Consider the following 20,728-nt stretch of genomic DNA (forward strand, 5'->3'; position numbering starts at 1 on the left):
GTAAAGGAGGAGCGGATATGAAAACATTCTTGCAGAAAAAAGGAATTACCCTGTCACCTCGCGTATATTTTATTGAGGCGCTTAGCTTCATGGCGCTTGGTTTGTTTAGTTCACTTATTATCGGACTGATTATTAATACAGCGGGAGAGCAGCTTGGAATTCCTTATCTCGTAAATATGGGAGAGCTCGTCATGGGCTTGATGGGGCCGGCTATTGGTGTAGCGGTAGCTTATGGGTTAAAGGCGCCGCCGCTTGTTTTATTTGCCAGCGTGGCTACAGGGGCTGCTGGAGCAGCTCTGGGCGGGCCAGCTGGAAGTTACATTGCGGCTTTATTGGGGGCGGAGATTGGAAAAGCTTTAAGCGGAACGACAAAGCTGGATATTATTGTGGCTCCTTTAGTAACAATTGCTTCAGGGTACACAGCAGCCGCTCTCTTAGGACCAGGCATTAATGCATTTATGAAATGGTTTGGCAGCTGGATTGAATGGGCGACCTTGCAGCAGCCGGTACCTATGGGTATATTGGTTGCCGTTTTGATGGGATTAGCGCTTACCGCCCCCATCTCAAGTGCTGCTATCGCTCTTATGCTCGATTTGAACGGCCTGGCTGCAGGAGCAGCAACGATTGGCTGCAGTGCTCAAATGATCGGGTTTGCGGTCGCCAGCTGGCGTGAGAATAAATGGGGCGGATTTGTGGCGCAGGGGATCGGCACTTCTATGCTGCAAGTGCCGAACATCGTACAGCACCCGCTCATTCTTATTCCGCCGACTATAGCAGGAGCTATACTCGCTCCAATCGGTACAACGGTTTGGCCAATGTTCAACAATGCCGCAGGAGCAGGAATGGGGACATCAGGCTTTGTTGGCCAGATTATGACTTTTACGGTCATGGGCTTTGAGCCAGCTGTCTTTTTGCAAGTCTTTCTGCTTCATTTTGCCGGTCCGCTTGTGATAAGCTTAGCAGTGTCTGAGATCATGAGGAAAAAAGGCTGGATCAAGCCTGGACAGATGACGATCTCCTTAGGAGGTAAATAACATGAAGAAATTATCATCTATAGATGAATTCCAGCAGCTGAAAGTATCTAATAAGCACATTTTTTTATTTTCAGCTGACTGGTGCCCGGACTGCCGTGTCATTGAACCCGTGCTTCCGGAAATAGAGGAAGCATTCCCTGAGTTTACATTCGTTTATGTAGACCGTGATGAATTCATTGATCTGTGTGCCGAGTTGAATATTTTCGGCATCCCAAGCTTTATTGCTTATGAGAACGGGACAGAAATCGGACGTTTCGTGAGTAAGGACCGAAAAACAAAAGAGGAAATTGAACAGTTTATTCAAGGTTTATAATAAGCGCCTGGTAAGCGGGCAGCTGCTTACTTGAGGCAGCTCGCTTATCAGGCGTCTTTGTCGCGAAAGGAGAGAGAAAATGGATTCTAAAAAATTGAGAAGAATTCTTGAGGAGCGCCTGCAGAAGGATAACCGCAGCTTTACCTTTGACCGTGAGAAGGATGAATTAAGAATTGAAAACACAGAGACTGGAAAAGGAATCAATGTATCCTTGCCGCCGGTCGTTGCTAAGTGGCAGAATAAAAAAGAACAGGCCATCGATGAAGTTGTTTATTATGTAGAGGAAGCACTGGCTGTCATGGGGGCCGAGCATTCCTTGTCTAACCAAGAGAAAAATATCTTTCCGGTTATTCGCTCTACGTCGTTTCCGAAAGAGACTAAAGACGGCGTTCCTTTCTTTACAGATGAACATACGGCAGAAACGCGCATTTATTATGCGCTGGATCTAGGGAAAACATATCGCTTGATTGATGAGTCATTGAGAAAAAGAGAAGGCTGGACAGAAGAGCGAGTTAGAGAAATGGCTCGTTTCAATTTGCGCTCCTTGCCGACGAATGTAAAGAAGGACGAAGTATCCGGCAACTTCTTTTACTTTTTAAATACGAATGATGGCTATGACGCGAGCCGTATTTTAAATGAGAAGTTTTTAAAAGACATGTCTGAACAGGTAGAGGGAGAAATGACGATATCTGTTCCGCATGGCGATGTACTGATCATAGGCGATATCCGCAATGAGACAGGCTACGACGTTCTGGCGCAAATGAATATGAGCTTTTTTGCAGGTGGTCATGTGCCGATTACAGCGTTATCGTTTATTTATGAAGAAGGGAAGCTTGACCCTATTTTTATTATGGCAAAAAACCGGGCAGCCGAAAAAAAGAAGTAAATAAACAACACGAAAAGCTTTGCAAGTTGATGGCTGCTTGTAAAGCTTTTTATTTACAGGGCGTCTAGAAGGGCAAAAAGCTCAAATCTTGCCAGTATCTATTTTCATACAGAAAAAAACTGTTAAAATGGAATAGATTCTTTAAAAGAAAGAGTGATTACAATGGGTTTTTTTAAGAAATTTATAGGGATATTTCGTGAAGAAGCTGAAATAGATACTGAATTGAGAGAGACGAACAAACAGTCGCCGAAGGGGAAGCTGCCAAAAAGAAAAAAGTCGATTGAACCAGCTGCCTCTTTCCCTAAGGCTATGTATAACCCGCCAGATTTAAAAACCAAAGTGACCTACCGTTATCCATCTACAGAAAGGCGCTTATCAACTGATGATTCTGATACGGCAAGAGCACGGAGAGACGAGTTTTCCAGCTTGAGCAGAAGGCTCAAGTATAGGGGAATAGCAAAGCCCGCTGAGGCGTTTTTTGAAGCTGACTGGGAGCAGGAGGAAGTGACAGAACAAGATTGGAAAGTGAGAAATACAACTGCTACACCTCCTGCTACACCTCCTGCTACACCTTCTGTCAGCAAGACAACGAACAGAGCTTTTCGTCCGACTGATATTCCTTCACCTGTATACGGGTTTGGGAAGAGAGAGCTCAGTGGAAAGGCGAAGGCTGAGTCTGAAGTGCCAGAATCGCCGAATAAAGAGGACCACTCTGTTAATATAGACGAACGGACTGAAGAGCCGGTAGTGACGCCGGCAAAAGAGATTCCCGAGCAAGAGAAGGAACGGGAAGAAATCGTCATTCGAACTCAAAAGCAAGAAGAACAGCAGCCGAATGTAAGCGAAGAAGCCGAAGAGGCGGCTGGAGTTTCTCCGGATGATAAACAGTCGGAGGAAGAAGATACTTTACTTGTATTTAAAACTGCACAAGAAAAGAAAACCGTATTTGATGTAGAAAAAGAGGATCCTGCTTTTAGAGAAAAAATAGAAGAATCAGAGGTTAAGAGCCAACCAGAACCGGCATCTTTGGAAACAAGAGAAGAAAAGCCAGCAGTCAAAGCAGAAGAGTCGGCTGTCACACCTCCGAGTGCAGGTAAGAAGCTGCAGAAGAAAAAACAAGAGGAAAGGCACAAGGCTCGTCAAGAGGCGAGACGCAAGAAGGGCAGAGTAACTCCTTTCAATGTTATCATGTCCATGGAGGATAGAAAGGCATGGGAAAGCCGGCAAGCTAAACAGCAAGCACAGCCAATAGAGCCGGCCAAACAGCAAGAGCAGGAGCTGGGGAACAGCCTAAGTTCAGAAGCCCAGCCGGCTGAAGAGGCGGCGGCTCCGAAGCGCCAGGAGACAGAGGTATTGGCAGAGGACCACAAGCAGCAAGAAGAGACAGTACTCGCTGTTGAAGAGCAGGTGTATGCATTTCCCGATGTCTTGTATTTAGCACCTCCTGTTATGAAAAAGGCAGATCCCGAGCGGATCAATATACAGAGCAACATTTTGAATGAAACATTCAGAAACTTTAATGTAAAGGCCTCCGTCGTAGATGTGACGGTAGGACCTTCTGTTATGCGTTTCGAGGTGGAGCCTGAGCGGGGAGTGAAAGTCAGCAAGATTACGAATCTAGCAGACGACATCAAGAGAAGTCTTGCGGCCCGAACGATCCGGATTGAAGCACCTATTCCAGGCACGCAGGTAATCGGGATAGAGATACCCAATAAAGACAGCCGGCCGGTGCAGATCAGCGAAATTATTTCCACACCGGAATTTACTGAGCACACATCACCTCTTGCCTCTGCTCTTGGCCTTGATATATCGGGGGAGCCGGTTGTACTGGACTTGAATAAAATGCCTCATGGATTAATCGCCGGGGCGACAGGGTCAGGGAAAAGCGTCTGTATTAACTCTATTCTCGTGAGTCTCTTATACAAAGCGGCGCCTCATGAATTGAAGCTGCTTTTAATTGACCCGAAAATGGTAGAGCTTGCCCCGTATAATGACATCCCACACCTTGTGAGCCCGGTTATTACAGATGTAAAAGCAGCGACAGCAGCTTTAAAATGGGCAGTAGAGGAAATGGAGCGTCGTTACGAGCTGTTCCTTCATGCAGGGGTTCGTGATATTAAAAAATATAATGAAAAAGTCGCACGGAGAGGCAAGAAGGGAGAGCATCTGCCGTATATCGTCATAGTCATTGATGAGCTGGCTGATTTAATGATGATGTCTCCATCTGAAGTAGAGGAAGCCATTTCCCGAATTGCTCAAAAGGCGCGGGCATGCGGCATCCATTTAATCGTTGCGACGCAGCGGCCGTCAGTGGACGTAATTACCGGGTTAATTAAAGCGAATATCCCGACAAGGATTGCTTTCTCTGTTTCTTCCCAGGTTGACTCACGAACCATTATCGATACAGGGGGCGCTGAAAAGCTGCTTGGACGGGGAGATATGCTCCTCTTGAATAATGGGGCATCAGAAGCTGTTCGATTGCAGGGCACATTCGTTTCTGATGATGAAATTGATATGGTCGTAGAGCATGTAAGAAAGCAACAGGCGCCTAATTATTTGTTCAGGCAGGAAGAACTGCTGGAGAAGGCTCAGATTCAGGAAACAGAAGATGAGCTGTTCCCAGAGGCGTGTGAATTTGTTGTTCAAAAAGGCGGCGCGTCTACATCGCTCCTTCAGCGACATTTCAGTATTGGCTATAACCGAGCAGCACGGTTGATTGAAATGATGGAGACGCAAGGGATGATTTCTGGCCAGCGAGCTGGAAAGCCGCGCGAAGTGCTCATGACAGAAGAGGATCTTCAGGCCTTGAAGGAAGCGCATATGAATTAACAGATAATGAAGACAAGAAGAAAGAGCTGCAGCCGGTGGGTGATCAGCTCTTTCCTTTCTTACCGAAAACAGGAAAATGGCTATTTTTCGATGTAATAGTCACACAAGAGAAAAAGTGTTATAATGATTCAATGTGAAAGTTAACTGTCAAACCGTCTATAAAATCAAAAATGATTAAAATACATATACTGCAGTACTGATAGACGAAGGCTGGAGGTTCAATTATATGACAACATACCACTTTGTTGGAATTAAAGGCTCGGGAATGAGCGCCCTTGCACAGGTTCTACATGATCAAGGAGAAAACGTGCAAGGCTCTGACGTTGATAAAGAGTTTTTTACACAAAAAGCATTAGAGGAAGCAGGGATTCCGATTCTGCCGTTTCGGGCTGATAATGTTCAGCCGGGCATGACGGTGATCGCAGGGAATGCCTTTCCAGATGAACATGAGGAAATCCAGCGGGCGCTGGAGCTCCAGGTGCCGGTGATCCGCTATCACCGTTTTCTTGGTGACTTTATGCAGAATTATACGAGCATTGCTGTGACAGGGGCTCATGGGAAAACATCGACTACCGGGCTTTTAGCTCACGTGGTTAGCGGCGCTAAGCCTACTTCTTATTTGATTGGTGATGGCACAGGAAAAGGTGAGAAGCAAGCCGATTATTTTTGCCTCGAGGCATGTGAATATCGACGGCATTTCTTATCCTATAATCCAGATTATGCCATCATGACCAATATTGATTTTGATCATCCGGATTATTTCACGGATGTAGAAGATGTTGTTTCTGCCTTCCAGGAAATGGCTTTGAATGTGAAAAAAGGAATATTCGCGTGCGGAGATGATGAATACTTACAAGGTATACAGGCGAAAGTGCCGGTTGTCTTCTACGGTTTTGCGGAAGAAAATGACTTTCAAGCCCGCCACGTAGAACATGACTCAACAGGTACTACATTCGACGTGTTCGTAAGGAACACTTTCTATGCAACATTTAAAATACCAACATTCGGCGATCACAATATACTTAATGCACTTGCTGTTATTGCACTTTGTGACTATGAAGAGATTGATACGGAAATCGTGAAAGAACGGCTGCTTACGTTCCAAGGAGTGAAGCGGCGGTTCTCCGAAAAAACTGCAGGCTCACAAATTCTTGTGGACGACTATGCTCATCACCCAACCGAGGTGCGGGCAACGATCCGTTCAGCTCGTCAGAAATACCCTGATAAAGAAGTAGTGGCTATTTTCCAGCCGCACACGTTTACGCGGACACAAACCTTCCTTGAAGAATTTGCTGAAAGCTTGGGCGAAGCTGATACTGTCTACTTATGTGATATTTTCGGCTCAGCTCGCGAGAATCACGGTAAGCTTTCTATTGAAGACTTGCAAGAGAAAATTCCGGGGGCTGCGCTCTTGAAGGAAGAAGATACGTCACCTTTAGCTAAGCATAAAGAAGGCGTTCTCTTATTCATGGGAGCTGGGGACATTCAAAAATTCCAGGCTGCGTATGAAAACTACCTAAGTAAACAATAATAAAGAGAAAATGACGGTTGTCATTTTCCTCATTGACTGCCGGAGTTCTTCTCCGGCAGTTTTTATCTTTACGGGGAAAGGGGGTGATAGACAAACGTCAAGAAGAGGAGAAAGGAGAGGATTTTTGAATAAATTTAGCAAATAGGCAGGAAAACGCGCATGAAAAACGAATATAAAAGTGTTTAACCTTTTAGTTGAGGGGTAACTTTAGTTATATAACGCTTCTGGAGGTGTCGGAATTGGAAATCATTTTGTACTTGAGTGCTGCAGTGGCAGCAATCGCTTTTTTAATTCTTGTAATTAGTTTAACTAAAACTTTGAAGTCCGTTGACCAAACATTGGACAGCTTGACACGCACACTAGACCGGCTGGAGGGTCAATTGCAGGGAGTAACGACAGAGACAACAGAGTTGCTACATAAGACAAACGTGCTCGCTGAAGACATCCAGCATAAAACCGAGCAACTGAATACAGTTGTATATGCGGTGAAAGATGTTGGCTCAACTGTTCATAATTTAAATCAGTCCATTAATAAAGTAACAACTACGGTTGCCTCACAAATGGAGAAGAATCAGTATAAAATTTCTCAAGCCGTTCAATGGGGGAATGTAGTTAAGCAGTTAGTGGACAGATTTAAAGCTGAAAAAGACGGCATGCAGCAAACAACTCTTCCTGCAACCCAGACAGTTTCACCTGCTGTTCGTTCAACGGATGAAAATGTAAAAGTGAAGGAGAGATTATAATGGCGCAAAACACGAAACAAAACACGGGCCAAAAAATGGAGAAACCAAGTGTTCAGTATGGCGATTATGACAAGCATGTAGACAACAGCTCTACTTCAAGAGACTTCATGATCGGAGCGATGCTTGGGGCAGCTGTCGGTGCTGCTACAGCTTTATTCCTAGCGCCGAAACCAGGCAGAGAACTGCGTGAGGATTTAAATTCACAGGCAGTTACATTAAAAAGCCGTGCTGGAGAATGGACAGATAAGGCAAGGGAAAAAGGAACAACTCTTGCTTCCACAGCTAAAGAAAAGTCTTCTTCTTTAACTCAAACTGTACAAGGACAATCCGGCAACCTAGTTGGCAAAGTAAAGAACATGATGCCTGGATCTGCTTCCGACTCAAACAGCCAAAGTACGGAAGAGATGAAGCAGCAGGCGAAAGAAACGGCCGAAGAAGTAAAGAAGACAGTAGAACAAAAATTGGATGAAACAAAAAAGGCATTTGAAGAAACAGAAAAAAGCGTAGGCCAGTCAAGCGGGTCTGCGGCAAATAATAATGAGTCAACTAAATCTTCATCTGCTACGTATGCCAATCCGGCCAGTGCAGGGATTAACGAAAAAACAGGCAGCCAAACACCTGCTGCCAATGCAGCGAAGAGCACAAACAATACGAAAAACAGATCGAATTCCAATAATAACAAGCAGGGGAATAACAGAAAGAAAAATAACTAAAAAGCAGGCTTAGCCTGCTTTTTTTATTGCAAAGCTCAAGGGAGGCTCTCATCGACAGAAAGGTTTAATTAGATTCATGTGGGAAATAAATAAAGTGCAGGTTTTCTCTATACGGTATAATAAGTATTAGCTTGTTTGCATAAAAGGAATAATGCAAACAAAATCTTTCAACAAAGGGTGACTTATAGTGGAAAAAGTTCATTTAATTGCAGACTTTGAGAGACTGGCGGAAGAGAACGACCGTTTCTTCTTCTTTAAGCATAGTTCTACCTGTCCAGTAAGTGCACAGGCTTTCGAAGCTTATAATGCTTTCTTAGAGGAGCATCCGGAAGAAAAAGGCTATTATTTAACTGTGCAGGAATCAAGAGATCTATCTAACTACATTGCTGCCCAGTATGAAGTCATACATCAGTCTCCACAAGCTTTTTTATTTGAGAACGGCCAGCCTTCCTGGCACGAATCCCATTGGAAAATTACAAAGGATGGATTAGCTGACCTAAGCTCGTGAAGGCAAAGAGAAGGAAGCAGAGCAGCTTTTGATGCTTCTCTGTTTCCTTTTATTTCACTATAATACTTTAACGCTTAAAAGCGTTTAATAAATAAAGAAAAATGTTCGTGACATTTCAGAATCTTTGTTTTATAATAAACCCTACAAACGAAAATAAAACCGTACCATCTTTCAGCTGGCGAAAGATCAGGTTATTTACATGGCAAGATTGAACAAACAACTATTTGATAAAGATTTAAAATGCGGAGGGATAATCACATGAGTAACCAAGAGTTAGATCAGTTAAGACAGCGTGTTGACGAAATCAATGGACAACTTTTAGAGCTTATTAGCGAGCGTGCTACGCTTGTACAGCAAATTGGCCAAGTAAAGGAAAAGCAAGGCGTCAACCGCTATGATCCTGTCCGCGAAAGAGATATGCTGAACAAGATCGTGGAAAGCAACGAAGGACCATTTGAAAATTCAACAATTGAGCATTTATTCAAGGAGATCTTCAAAGCTGGTCTAGAGCTGCAGAAAGATGATCATCGTAAAGCACTTCTTGTTTCTCGCAAGAAGAAGCCAGAAGATACTATAGTGGATATTCGCGGGGAGAAAGTAGGAGAGGGCACACCAACATTCGTGTTTGGGCCATGTGCGGTAGAATCTTACGAACAAGTAGCAGAAGTAGCTCAGGCTATTAAAAATAAAGGCTTAAACTTAATTCGTGGTGGTGCTTTCAAGCCTCGTACATCACCTTACGATTTCCAAGGTCTTGGTATTGAAGGACTGGAGATCTTAAAGAGAGTAGCGGATGAATATGATCTTCGTGTCGTAAGTGAAATTGTTAACCCAGCTGATATCGAAGTTGCCTGCGACTACATTGATGTGATTCAAATCGGCGCCCGCAACATGCAAAACTTCGAATTATTAAAAGCGGCTGGAGATGTGAAGAAGCCAGTATTGTTAAAGCGCGGTTTAGCAGCAACAATTGAGGAATTCATCAATGCTGCTGAATATATTATTTCTCGCGGCAACGATCAAATTATGCTTTGTGAACGCGGCATTCGCACATACGAGCGTGCGACGCGTAACACACTTGACATTTCAGCTGTACCAATCTTAAAACAAGAAACTCATTTGCCTGTATTCGTTGATGTTACACATTCAACAGGACGCAGAGATTTACTGATCCCTACTGCTAAAGCAGCGATTGCTATTGGAGCAGACGGTGTAATGGCAGAGGTGCATCCTGACCCAGCGGTAGCATTGTCTGATTCGGCTCAGCAAATGAATTTACAACAATTTGATGAATTTTATAAGGAAGTTGTAAAAACTATTCCTGTAAAAGCATAACTCCCTGTGTATTCACAGGGCTTTTTTTTGTTAAGATAGAGGTACAAGTTTATGCGAAGGAGAAGATAGAAATATGAACATTACGATTTACGATGTTGCCAGGGAGGCGGGCGTATCCATGGCGACAGTGTCTCGGGTTGTGAACGGTAACCCGAATGTGAAGCCAGTAACAAGAAAGAAAGTCCTTGAAGTGATCGACCGCTTAGGCTACCGTCCTAATGCTGTAGCTCGCGGGCTAGCCAGCAAGAAGACTACAACGGTCGGCGTTATTATTCCCGACATTTCGAATATCTTCTATGCCGAATTGGCACGAGGTATTGAAGACATTGCGACGATGTACAAATACAACATCATTTTAAGTAACTCTGATCAAAATGCAGAAAAAGAAATCCACCTAATCCACACTATGCTTGGAAAACAAGTAGACGGTCTTGTCTTTATGGGAGGGCAAATTTCGCAGGAGCACATTGAAGAGTTTGAACACTCCTCCGTCCCTGTTGTCCTGGCTAGCGCTATAGAACCGACAGGCAAAATTCCTTCGGTTAATATTGATTACCGTCAGGCGGCTGCAGATGCCGTTGCTATGCTGACAGACGCGGGGCATACAGACATCGCTTTTGTAGCTAGCCCGCTTAAAGACACGATCAATCAACATGTGTTAAGCGGTTATTACGAAGCATTAGAAGCTGCTGGAATCGAGAAAAAGGATGAGCTAGTAATTGAAGGGGACTATACGTACGATTCAGGCATTGAAGCATGGAGTCGGCTGCAAGAGTTATCTTCGCCTCCGACAGCTGTATTTGTTAATAATGATGAAATGGCGGTCGGCGTTATTCACGGAGCACAAGACAACGGAGTACATATTCCGGACGAGCTGGAAGTCATCAGCTTTGACAGCTCCAGGCTGGCATTGATGGTGCGTCCTCAATTGACGTCAGTCGTACAGCCCCTTTATGACATTGGTGCTGTAGCTATGCGACTTTTGACAAAGTATATGAATAAAGAGAAAGTAGAGACACCAATTGTTGTGCTGCCGCATCACATTGAAAAAAGAGGCTCCACAAAATAATGATTCAAAAGAGGAGAGAGAGGTTTCTCACTCCTTCAGACTGTAGACAAACTCGATGGAAATCGAGCGTCTGCAGTCTTTTTATTTTGCCTGTAAGTGTGTTGATTTCCACTCCAGACGCTTCGCTTTCCGCGGGGCGGGCGGTGGCCTTCTCAAGTTGCGCTTTGCGGGGTCTCACCTGTCCCGCTGATCCCGCAGGAGTCTGCGCGTCTTCCGTTCCAATCAATAAGGGTAATCAAGTTCACTAAGGGGACTTGAAAAATTGTCCATGCAGGCGATGATTACTTTTGCTAGCATGAATCTTAAGAAAGTGGCCAACTGGACTTGGCAAGGTCCAGAAATGGTCTAAATGATGGCCTTGGAGAGGTCCAGTCTTTTCTATAAATAGGGTCAACGCTAGTAAAAAGCTGAAAAAGGTCCGGAATGAGACCATTCCGGACCCTTTTGTCGACAAACTGAAGGAGTGAGAGGTTTCTCACTCCTTTTTGTTATAAAGAATAATTTACTTTTTTTGCTGGCGAAGCGGATAGAGAAGCTTGTCCAGCGTTAGACGGTTCTTTTCCTCGATCTCTGCCTTCCGGGGAATAGCATCATAATCTTCCTCAGCGTCATGCCAGTTGACTGGAAGCTGTACCGGAGATTTCGGTTGCCAGCGTTTGAGCCACTGTTCCGGCAGAGACCCCTTCACATCTGACTGCTCAGTCATAGCCAGCCAAACATAGGACCAGGCTCGCGGTACGACCCGCCATATATCGTAGCCTCCTCCGCCAACTGCAATCCAGCGGCCGTCACAATACTTGTGGGCGATTTCATGAGCAACTTGAGGAATCCGTTCATAAATACGAGTAGTGGCCGACAAATGGGTCAATGGATCATGGAAGTGAGAATCGGCTCCATTTTGCGTTAAAATGACGTCCGGTTTAAAGAAATCAGCTATTTCCCATACAGCTGTTTCATAGGACTCAAGCCAGGAGTCATCTTCTGTAAACGCCTCCAAAGGAAGGTTGAAAGAAGTTCCATACCCTTTTCCTTGCCCGCGTTCATTTACATTTCCAGTACCAGGGAAAAGATAGCGCCCAGTTTCGTGGATGGAGAACGTGCAGACATCGGGGTCATCATAGAAGGTCCATTGAACGCCATCCCCATGGTGAGCATCTGTATCGATGTATAGTACTCTAGCATTATACTTTTCTTGCAAATACTTAATGGCTACGGAGCTGTCGTTATAAATACAAAAACCAGATGCTTTCCCGCGGAAGCCGTGGTGCAATCCGCCGCCTAAATGGAGAGCGTGGTCTGCTTTCTCCTGCATGACCCAATCGACAGCGGTGAGCGTGCCGCCTACGAGGAGTGAACTGGCTTCATGCATATTTTCGAAAATAGGTGTATCCTCTGTACCCAGTCCATACCCTTCCGCGATATCTGCGTTTAATTCGCCTTTGCCAGCTTTTTCGACAGCCTCCACATACGAAACATCATGAGCTAGCTGAAGCTCTTCTTTAGAGGCGAGACGGGGCGAAGCGATGTCTGAATCGCGAAGCTTGCCAATGGTCTTTAAAAGGTCGATGGTTAAGGTGAGCCGAAACTGATTGAACGGGTGATGTTCTGAAAAACGATAGGAAAGCAGTTGATCCGAATGAACAAACACTGCTTCCTTCTTCATGTGTCCATCCCCGGCATATTTGGCCACCGAACATTGTACCCGTCTTTTTTTAAGTCATCAATCACACCAGTAGGGTTCATCGTACGTATACGGAAAACAACGATTCTTGAGTCTTCCTTCTTTTTATCAGGATATACGAGCACGCTTTGAATTTGCACCCGGCGCTTATTTAACACCTCAATCGCCTCGAATAACTGGCCTTGCTTGTGAGGCATTTGTATTTCAATGCGCGAGCCGGGCTGGTTGACACCTGTCAGTTCCACGAAGGTGCGGAGCACATCAGATTCAGTGACAATGCCAATGACTTCACCGCCCTGGACGATTGGCATGCAGCCGATTTTATATTCATAGAAGGTTGCTGCAATATCTTCCACAAAGTCAAGCGGATGCCCAGTGAATACATCCTTCTGCATAATGACCGAGAGCGGTTTATTTAATTCTTCATCGCTTAGATCTTTCTTTAAAATAGACGGCGTAGAATCTTTTACATCACGATCAGTGACAATGCCGACAAGCTCCCCTTTATCGTCAACAATCGGCACGTGACGAATTTTTTTATCCCTAAATAATTGAAGAGCTGTGCCGATTTTGTCTTCTGGAGAAAGCAGATGCAGATCTCGCTGCATAATTTCTTCTACTATCACTTACTTTTCCCCCTTTATTTAATACATGAAGCGGTGGACGAATCGGATTTGGTCAAACTTTTGAATGGTTTCTTCATCTATATTCTTCCCGATACGCACCATCAGGCAATTAGCCGGATGAGAGCTGATCTCAGGATCATCTGTCGCAAACCACGTGAGCCCTCCGGCATTCATCATCCGTTCCATCATTTTTCTATATTCCCAGACGTTCAGTCCTGTCCCCTTCAAGTCCCAATGCCAGTAATATTCTGTTGTGATAATAATATAGTTTTCCATGAACTTATCACGCATAGACAGTTGAAGCATATTTTTGCCTACCCGCATCCCTCGATAGGCAGGAGCTACTTCTACAGCTCCGAGTTCGAGCAATTCCTCGAGATTGGCTTCAGACCATCTTTCTAAAGGGTCAGGATACAAAAAAGTAACATAACCGATGATCTCTTCACCGTTGCGGGCAATAATAATACGTCCTTCGGGAAGGCCTGCAATCTCGATTAATGCTTTATGCTGCTGGTCAGGTATACGAAAGGCTGAAAGTCCTTCGTGGAATGTAAGGCGGGACAAGGTTTCTGAGGAAACAGGGCCTTCGATGACAAGTGTCCCTTCAGGCGACTCAATTTCTTGCGAATGATATTCTTTTTTATGTTCCATTCACTCACCACCTTCATCGTTCAATAGTTGTATTATACCTGAATTTTCGATGCTTAAAGATGTTTAACTTAATTTTCCGAAATTATTTATAATTTCTTGCTAAAACATCGAACATATTGTTTCAAAATTGCGAAAAGTGGTGTTATCATATAATTATAGTTGTATCTTACATAAGAAGGGGGAACGGTCATATGAAATTGGAAACGTTATCAGTACAAAAAGGGGATCATAACTTAAAAAGTTATGAAGAGGTGTATGAGTCGTTCGATTGGAAAGATGCCGAAAAGAACTTCACATGGTCTGAAACTGGCAAAGTAAATATTGCTTACGAAACCATTGACCGCCATGCAGAGTCTCCGGAGCGCATGGATAAAGTAGCGCTTTATTACAGAGACGCTGGGCGGAATGAGCAATACACTTTTGCAGATATGAAAGAAAAGACAAACCAGGCAGCTAATGTAATCAAGCAATCTGGAAATATAGAAAAAGGTGATCGTGTATTTATCTTTATGCCGCGTTCACCAGAGTTATATTTTGCTGTATTAGGAGCAATTAAAGTCGGTGCTATTGTTGGTCCGCTTTTTGAAGCCTTTATGGAGGGTGCAGTCCGTGACCGCTTGGAAGACAGCAGCGCTAAGGCAATCATTACAACGCCAGAGCTGCTTCCGCGCGTGCCGGTTGATGAGCTTCCTGACTTACAAAAGGTATTTATTGTAGGCGGCGAAGCTCCAGCTGGGGATAAGTATATTGACTTCAATAAGGAAATGCAGAATGCTTCTGCCTCCTTTGACATCGAATGGGTAGATCTTGACGACGGAATGATTCTTCATTACACTTCCGGTTCAACAGGCAGACCGAAAGGAGTACTTCATGTCCATCGCGCGATGATCCAGCAGTATCAAACCGCTAAATGGGTGCTTGACCTGCAGGAGGACGATGTGTACTGGTGCACAGCCGATCCAGGCTGGGTAACGGGAACATCCTACGGTATTTTCGGCCCTTGGCTGACAGGAACTACGAACGTAATCGTCGGCGGCCGCTTCAAGCCGGAAAGCTGGTATCAAACACTTGAAGATTACAAAGTAACTGTATGGTACAGTGCACCAACGGCCTTCCGTATGTTAATGGGAGCCGGAGATGAAGCTGTAAAGCAATTTGATTTAAGCTCATTAAGACATATTCTAAGCGTTGGTGAACCGCTCAACCCTGAAGTAATCCGATGGGGAATGAAAGTCTTCAACCTGCGCATTCATGATACATGGTGGATGACAGAAACAGGTGCTCATATTATTTGTAACTATCCATCGATGGAAATCCGCCCGGGTTCAATGGGCAAGCCGGTTCCAGGTGTGAAGGCAGCGATCGTAGATGACCAAGGCAACGAGCTTCCTCCTAACCGTATGGGCAACCTCGCTATTCAGAAAGGCTGGCCATCCATGATGACCACTATCTGGAACAACCCAGAGAAGTATGAATCCTATTTCATGCCAGGCGGCTGGTATGTATCCGGTGACTCTGCTTATATGGATGAGGATGGCTACTTCTGGTTCCAAGGCCGTGTAGATGATGTCATCATGACAGCCGGAGAACGTGTTGGACCGTTTGAGGTGGAGAGCAAACTTGTGGAACATCCAGCGGTGGCAGAAGCCGGGGTAATCGGCAAGCCTGACCCAGTACGCGGTGAAATTATTAAAGCTTTCGTTGCTCTTCGTGAGGGACACGAAGCAACAGATGAGCTGAAAGAAGAGATCCGCCAGTTTGTAAAAACGGGACTTGCCGCTCACGCAGCACCAAGAGAGATTGAATTCCGTGATAAACTGCCGAAAACGCGAAGCGGTAAAATTATGCGCCGCGTATTAAAAGCTTGGGAGTTAGATCTTCCAACAGGTGACTTATCTACAATGGAAGATTAATTTATTATCCAACAAGCCAGCTCTTTCTCAAGGGCTGGCTTATTTCATTTTAAAATTCGTTTGACATTTGTTTAGTCCTTTGATTAAATATGACGTATACATGTACATAGTTAGCGTTGAAAGGATTCAGTAGTTCACTATCCCTGTTTATTAGAGAGCCGGTGGTTGGTGGAAATCGGCACAAATAGCTGAACGAATTACCTCCTGGAGCTTTTGCTGTGAACGGATAAGTAGCAGCAAACGGACAAACCGTTATCGAACAAAGTGGAGAACCGTGATTCTCAAGCTTGGGTGGTACCGCGCAATCAGCGTCCCTGCATCAGCAGGGGCGCTTTTTTTGTTTGCTTGTTATATTGACAAAGAAAGGAAGAATACAAAATGAATTTGTTAGAAGAACTGCAATGGCGAGGGATCATTTACCAGCAAACCGATGAAGAAGGCATTCAAGAGCTTTTAGAAAAAGAGAAAATCTCTCTTTATTGTGGAGTAGATCCGACAGCAGATAGTATGCATATTGGACATCTGCTTCCATTTCTAACATTACGTCGTTTCCAAAATCATGGACACCGTCCAATTGTTCTCGTAGGGGGAGCGACTGGATTGATTGGAGACCCAAGCGGTAAGAAGGAAGAGCGCAAGCTGCAAACGCTTGAAACAGTACAGCATAATGTTGCTTGCCTTAAAAAGCAGATGGAACAAATTTTTGATTTTGATGGGGAGAATGGAGCGAAGCTTGTTAATAACTATGACTGGGCCGGCTCCATGGATATAGTGACATTCCTTCGCGACTTTGGTAAGCATATTGGCGTCAATTACATGCTTGCTAAAGATACGATTGCTTCACGCTTAGACACAGGCATTTCCTTTACAGAATTTACGTATACCATTTTGCAGGCGATGGATTTCTTCCATTTATACGAGAAACACAATTGCAGAATGCAAATTGGCGGAAGTGATCAATGGGGGAATATCACGACAGGTCTTGAGCTGATCCGTAAAATGGCACCAGAGAGCGAGGCAGCATATGGCTTAACGATTCCGCTTGTAACAAAAGCAGACGGAACAAAGTTTGGAAAAACAGAAAGCGGCGCCGTATGGCTCGATCCCGAAAAGACATCCCCTTATGAGTTCTATCAATTCTGGATCAATACAGCTGACGCAGATGTCATTAAATACTTAAAGCTGTTCACGTTCCTGTCTAAGGAAGAAATCGAAGGCCTGCAGGTGTCTGTAGAGGAAGAACCTCATCTTCGCAAAGCGCAGAAAGCTCTTGCTGAAGAGATGACACGTCTTATTCATGGAGACCAGTCGCTTGAACAAGCGAAAAAAATAACAGAAGCGTTGTTTAGCGGTGATATTAAGAGCTTAACCGCTTCAGAAGTGAAGCAAGGCTTCAAAGATGTACCGACATTCGAGCAAGCCGCTGATGAAGAGACCAACCTGGTGGACTTGCTTGTAGCTGCCGGCATCTCTTCTTCCAAGCGCCAGGCGAGAGAGGATATCCAAAATGGAGCGGTGTCCATTAACGGTGACAAAGTGAAAGACACTTCTTATATCTTGTCAGAGACAGATAAAATGGAAGGACAATTCACAGTCATTCGCCGAGGAAAGAAAAAGTACTACTTGATTAAATATAAATAATGTGATGTATGAAAAAGCTGGCTTTAAGCCAGCTTTTTATTATTGCTCTGCAATGAGTTTAATGATGACGGCTACAAGTGAATAGATACAAGAAAAAAGAGGGGATAGAATTTTCTTTTTTTTAGCTATTGGTTATATGTTACAATTATTGAAAAGTAAAGGAAGGCGTGAAGACATGGTTACAGAAGAGCTGATTAATCGATTTAAAGGGCTCACATCCGAAGAATTCCTTTCGAAATATAAAGCTAATACAGTCTCTGCAAGGGACTTGGAGGTTATTGAAGAGTTAAAGGCTGCGGGCTTTAACGACGGCGTGGTCAATGTATTATTAGAGTTTGTTCTGCTGTCCAGCGGGATGAAAATGAATCGTTCATTAATTAGAAGTATTGCTGAGCATTGGGCAAAGTATGAGGTAAGTACTATTGAGCAGGCAATCATTTTTGTGAGAAAAGAGCATAGGCAGTACCGGAAATGGAAGGGGAGCTTAAGCACTAGAAATATTCAGAAGTGGGCCTAGCATATACAGGGGGATGAAGACAGTAAAAGGTGTGTTGCTATTTATTCGTCTCATCGAGGCCCGTAGACAAAGAAGCTGAAGGCGGCTATGGTCCCGCTCGCTATATATAAGATCATCAAAAGGCGTCAACTGTTAAAAAGTTGATGCTTTCTTTGTTTTAAAAAAGCTTTCGTCGATTGCTGGGCAGTATAGAGTTATTTTATATAAAATTGTCTACTGCCATCACATTTTCTCCATACTAATAGATGAGGTGGAAAAAATGACGATTGTACGACTAGGGTATGTAGCGATGAGTATGGAACTCAAAAACGCTTCTCCGTCCAAAACCATGACGTTTGCTCAATTCCAGAAAATCGGCGACCGTGAATCGGCGATTCGCAAACTAGAACGGATTGCACTGGCTAATTTAGAAAATACACACAGGCTGCTTAAGCATAATGCCTTTAGTGATATTTACTTTTACCGTTTAACCTCCCGGCTGATTCCGCTCGCCAACCATGCCGACCTTCCAGATTGGGACTATATAAAGCCGCTAAAGGGGAAGCTGCACGAAATAGGAGAATTTGTAAAAAAACACAACATGAGAATTGATTTTCATCCAGACCACTTTGTTGTGCTGAACTCCTCAAAAATAGAAGTATTCAAAAACTCATTAAAAACCTTGAAGATGCATTACCTATTGTTAAGGGGGATGAAAGTAGACCCAATTCACCGCTGTGTGCTCCATGTCGGCGGTAACTATAAGGAAACTGATCAGTCGCGCTTTGTAGATAATTGGATGAGTGTCCCGAAAGCTATCCAAAAAATGATCATGCTTGAAAATGATGATACTTCCTTCACACTCGATGATACTCTTTATTTATGTGAAAAATTAGGAATCCCACTTGTATTTGATTATCATCATCATCTTGCCCACCATGAGAATGAAAAGTGGGAAGAAAATTGGGATCGTGTTGTGGCAACTTGGAAGGATTCATCTCTTCCAATTAAAATGCATATCTCAAGTCCAAAAAGTGAATCTGCATTCCGGCATCATTCAGATTATGTGGACATTGATATGTTTTTTAGATTTCTAAGAGAAATTAAAGGAACAGTTCCGCAAATTGATTGTATGATTGAGGCGAAAAAGAAGGATGAAGCTCTATTTACCTTAATTCAAGAGGTTAAAAAAAGAAAAGATGTTGAAATGATGGGTGGATCTTCTTTCTATTTAAAGTAGTGTAAGGAAAGTGATAATAGAGAAAACAAAAAAGCCCTGGGCGCCTTGACTTAACAAGGTTTCCAGGGTTTTTAACGTTATGCTTTGCAAAGCAAAGTTATTAACGAGAGTAATACTCAACGATTAGAGATTCGTTGATCTCAGCTGGAAGCTCAGAACGCTCAGGAAGGCGAGTAAACGTACCTTCTAATTTCTCAGCATCGAAAGTTAAATAATCTGGTACGAAGTTATTTACTTCGATTGCTTCTTTTACGATAGTAAGGTTTTTAGACTTTTCGCGAATACCGATTGTTTGACCAGGTTTTACTTGGTAAGACGGGATATCCACGCGTTGTCCATCAACAGTCACATGTCCATGGTTAACTAGCTGACGAGCTTGACGGCGAGTACGAGCTAGGCCAAGACGGTAAACAAGGTTGTCCAGGCGGCTTTCAAGAAGGATCATGAAGTTTTCGCCGTATACACCTTTCATTTTACCAGCTTTAACGAATAAGTTTTTAAATTGGCGCTCGTTTACACCATACATATGACGAAGCTTTTGCTTCTCTTGTAATTGAAGTCCGTATTCAGATAACTTTCTGCGTTGGTTTGGACCGTGTTGTCCAGGTGCGTAAGGACGTTTTTCTAATTCTTTACCTGTACCGCTTAGAGAGATTCCAAGGCGGCGGGAAATTTTCCAGCTTGGGCCAGTATAGCGAGCCATAATATAGCTCCTCCTTTTAGTTTTTATTTTGTTGTAAAATAAAAACCGGTGCGACAACAATTAGGTCATTTTGTTTTCATGCACCATCGCCCCTGCAGCAGAGGGTTACGCGATGCACCATTTGTCGTGAGCGACAAAGGAACAAAATGAACGGCTAACAGTGTTCACATAGGCTGCATTTATTTTACACAAAGAACAGTATATAATTTACATAGCCTTGTGTCAAGGAGAGTTTTTTACACAAACATGAAGCTTAAGGAAAAGCGTTTAAATAAACGGCACTGTTCGCTGCAAGGATATAAAAGACTTACAATGAAGAACAGTGCCATTCTATTATTATAAGTATTCGATTAATGCTTGGCTGAAGGCTTCAAGCATTTGCTGGTCAATTTCATCAAAGCGGTTCTTTATCGGACTGTCGATGTCCAAAACTCCAATGGTGACATTGTCTTTGACGAGCGGGATAACAATTTCTGATTGGGAGGCAGCATCGCATGCAATATGGCCAGGGAAAGCATGAACATCGGCAATTCTCTGTGTTCTTTTCTCACTCGCTGCTGTGCCGCATACGCCTTTCCCGAAAGGAATGCGAACGCAAGCGGGCAGTCCCTGGAACGGGCCGAGAACGAGCTCCTCTCCTTCGGTTAAATAAAAGCCAACCCAGTTAACGTTGTCGAGAAACTGATTTAAGAGGGCGGCGGCATTACTTAAGTTAGCTATTTGATTCTTCTCATCCTCTAGCAAAGCACGAAGCTGTTTGATCACAAGTTCATAGTTTTCTGTTTTAGTTCCTTGATAGTTGGTTGTTTGAAACAT

At 43.9% G+C, this 20,728-nt stretch carries 19 protein-coding genes and 1 other annotated feature; of the genes, 14 read left to right on the forward strand and 5 right to left on the reverse strand.

Features of this window, described 5'->3' with window-relative positions:
• Positions 1-17 precede the first annotated feature (17 nt).
• The 10 genes from QY97_RS05710 (at position 18) to ccpA (ending at position 10,961) form a co-directional block, all read left to right on the forward strand.
• Positions 18-1,034: a PTS transporter subunit IIC gene (locus QY97_RS05710; RefSeq protein ID WP_039234117.1), complete on the forward strand. Its 1,017-nt coding sequence runs from the start codon at positions 18-20 to the stop codon at positions 1,032-1,034.
• A gap of 1 nt (position 1,035) precedes the next feature.
• Complete coding sequence (locus tag QY97_RS05715) at positions 1,036-1,347, forward strand: thioredoxin family protein (protein ID WP_039234119.1); 312 nt, start codon at positions 1,036-1,038, stop codon at positions 1,345-1,347.
• Positions 1,348-1,426: 79 nt separating this feature from the next.
• Complete coding sequence (locus tag QY97_RS05720) at positions 1,427-2,233, forward strand: DUF1444 domain-containing protein (protein ID WP_039234121.1); 807 nt, start codon at positions 1,427-1,429, stop codon at positions 2,231-2,233.
• A gap of 162 nt (positions 2,234-2,395) precedes the next feature.
• A complete protein-coding gene (locus QY97_RS05725; RefSeq protein WP_052728931.1) occupies positions 2,396-5,062 on the forward strand; it encodes a DNA translocase FtsK in 2,667 nt (888 codons plus the stop codon).
• A 226-nt stretch (positions 5,063-5,288) separates the two neighbouring features.
• Positions 5,289-6,593: a UDP-N-acetylmuramate--L-alanine ligase gene (murC, locus tag QY97_RS05730; RefSeq protein ID WP_039234123.1), complete on the forward strand. Its 1,305-nt coding sequence runs from the start codon at positions 5,289-5,291 to the stop codon at positions 6,591-6,593.
• A gap of 239 nt (positions 6,594-6,832) precedes the next feature.
• Complete coding sequence (locus tag QY97_RS05735; RefSeq protein WP_039234126.1) at positions 6,833-7,336, forward strand: DUF948 domain-containing protein; 504 nt, start codon at positions 6,833-6,835, stop codon at positions 7,334-7,336.
• Positions 7,336-8,049, forward strand: a complete 714-nt coding sequence (locus QY97_RS05740) for a YtxH domain-containing protein (protein ID WP_052717203.1) — start codon at positions 7,336-7,338, stop codon at positions 8,047-8,049. Before QY97_RS05735 ends, QY97_RS05740 begins: the two co-directional genes overlap by 1 nt.
• 187 nt (positions 8,050-8,236) lie before the next feature.
• The gene (gene ytxJ / locus QY97_RS05745) at positions 8,237-8,557 is read left to right on the forward strand and encodes a bacillithiol system redox-active protein YtxJ (protein ID WP_039234128.1); all 321 of its coding nucleotides are present in this window, start codon (positions 8,237-8,239) and stop codon (positions 8,555-8,557) included.
• A gap of 258 nt (positions 8,558-8,815) precedes the next feature.
• Positions 8,816-9,892: a bifunctional 3-deoxy-7-phosphoheptulonate synthase/chorismate mutase gene (locus QY97_RS05750; protein ID WP_039234131.1), complete on the forward strand. Its 1,077-nt coding sequence runs from the start codon at positions 8,816-8,818 to the stop codon at positions 9,890-9,892.
• Positions 9,893-9,965: 73 nt separating this feature from the next.
• Entirely contained in the window at positions 9,966-10,961 is a 996-nt protein-coding gene (ccpA, locus tag QY97_RS05755) for a catabolite control protein A (protein WP_039234133.1), read from the forward strand.
• A 502-nt stretch (positions 10,962-11,463) separates the two neighbouring features.
• On the opposite strand, the gene QY97_RS05760 is transcribed toward ccpA, so the two are convergent.
• Genes QY97_RS05760 through QY97_RS05770 form a run of 3 tightly spaced genes read right to left on the reverse strand, consistent with a single transcriptional unit; the run spans position 11,464 to position 13,919 of the window.
• On the reverse strand, positions 11,464-12,624 hold the full coding sequence (locus QY97_RS05760) for an acetoin utilization protein AcuC (protein ID WP_039234136.1): 1,161 nt from the start codon (positions 12,622-12,624) through the stop codon (positions 11,464-11,466).
• Entirely contained in the window at positions 12,621-13,268 is a 648-nt protein-coding gene (locus QY97_RS05765; protein ID WP_039234139.1) for an acetoin utilization AcuB family protein, read from the reverse strand. Before QY97_RS05765 ends, QY97_RS05760 begins: the two co-directional genes overlap by 4 nt.
• Before the next feature lie 18 nt (positions 13,269-13,286).
• A complete protein-coding gene (locus tag QY97_RS05770) occupies positions 13,287-13,919 on the reverse strand; it encodes a GNAT family N-acetyltransferase (protein ID WP_039234144.1) in 633 nt (210 codons plus the stop codon).
• A gap of 191 nt (positions 13,920-14,110) precedes the next feature.
• Here QY97_RS05770 and acsA point away from each other — a divergent pair, with 191 nt between their 5' ends.
• The 4 genes from acsA to uvsE all read left to right on the forward strand — a co-directional run bounded on the left by acsA (position 14,111) and on the right by uvsE (position 19,209).
• Positions 14,111-15,832, forward strand: coding sequence for an acetate--CoA ligase (acsA, locus tag QY97_RS05775; protein WP_039234147.1), 1,722 nt, complete (start codon positions 14,111-14,113; stop codon positions 15,830-15,832).
• Between the two features lie 107 nt (positions 15,833-15,939).
• Positions 15,940-16,151, forward strand: a binding site (T-box leader).
• Positions 16,152-16,210: 59 nt separating this feature from the next.
• On the forward strand, positions 16,211-17,473 hold the full coding sequence (gene tyrS, locus QY97_RS05780) for a tyrosine--tRNA ligase (protein WP_039234150.1): 1,263 nt from the start codon (positions 16,211-16,213) through the stop codon (positions 17,471-17,473).
• A gap of 175 nt (positions 17,474-17,648) precedes the next feature.
• Complete coding sequence (locus QY97_RS05785; protein ID WP_157761883.1) at positions 17,649-17,990, forward strand: DnaD domain protein; 342 nt, start codon at positions 17,649-17,651, stop codon at positions 17,988-17,990.
• A gap of 259 nt (positions 17,991-18,249) precedes the next feature.
• Positions 18,250-19,209: a UV DNA damage repair endonuclease UvsE gene (uvsE, locus tag QY97_RS05790; protein WP_039234156.1), complete on the forward strand. Its 960-nt coding sequence runs from the start codon at positions 18,250-18,252 to the stop codon at positions 19,207-19,209.
• A gap of 100 nt (positions 19,210-19,309) precedes the next feature.
• Here the strand turns inward: uvsE and rpsD are convergent, their stop codons facing one another.
• Both rpsD and QY97_RS05800 read right to left on the reverse strand, forming a co-directional pair.
• Positions 19,310-19,912 carry a 30S ribosomal protein S4 gene (rpsD, locus tag QY97_RS05795; RefSeq protein ID WP_039234158.1) on the reverse strand — a complete coding sequence of 201 codons (603 nt, stop codon included), beginning with the start codon at positions 19,910-19,912 and terminating at the stop codon, positions 19,310-19,312.
• Positions 19,913-20,248: 336 nt separating this feature from the next.
• On the reverse strand, positions 20,249-20,728 hold the full coding sequence (locus QY97_RS05800; RefSeq protein ID WP_039234162.1) for a GAF domain-containing protein: 480 nt from the start codon (positions 20,726-20,728) through the stop codon (positions 20,249-20,251).

Source organism: Bacillus thermotolerans (assembly GCF_000812025.2).
Classification (GTDB): domain Bacteria; phylum Bacillota; class Bacilli; order Bacillales; family Domibacillaceae; genus Quasibacillus; species Quasibacillus thermotolerans.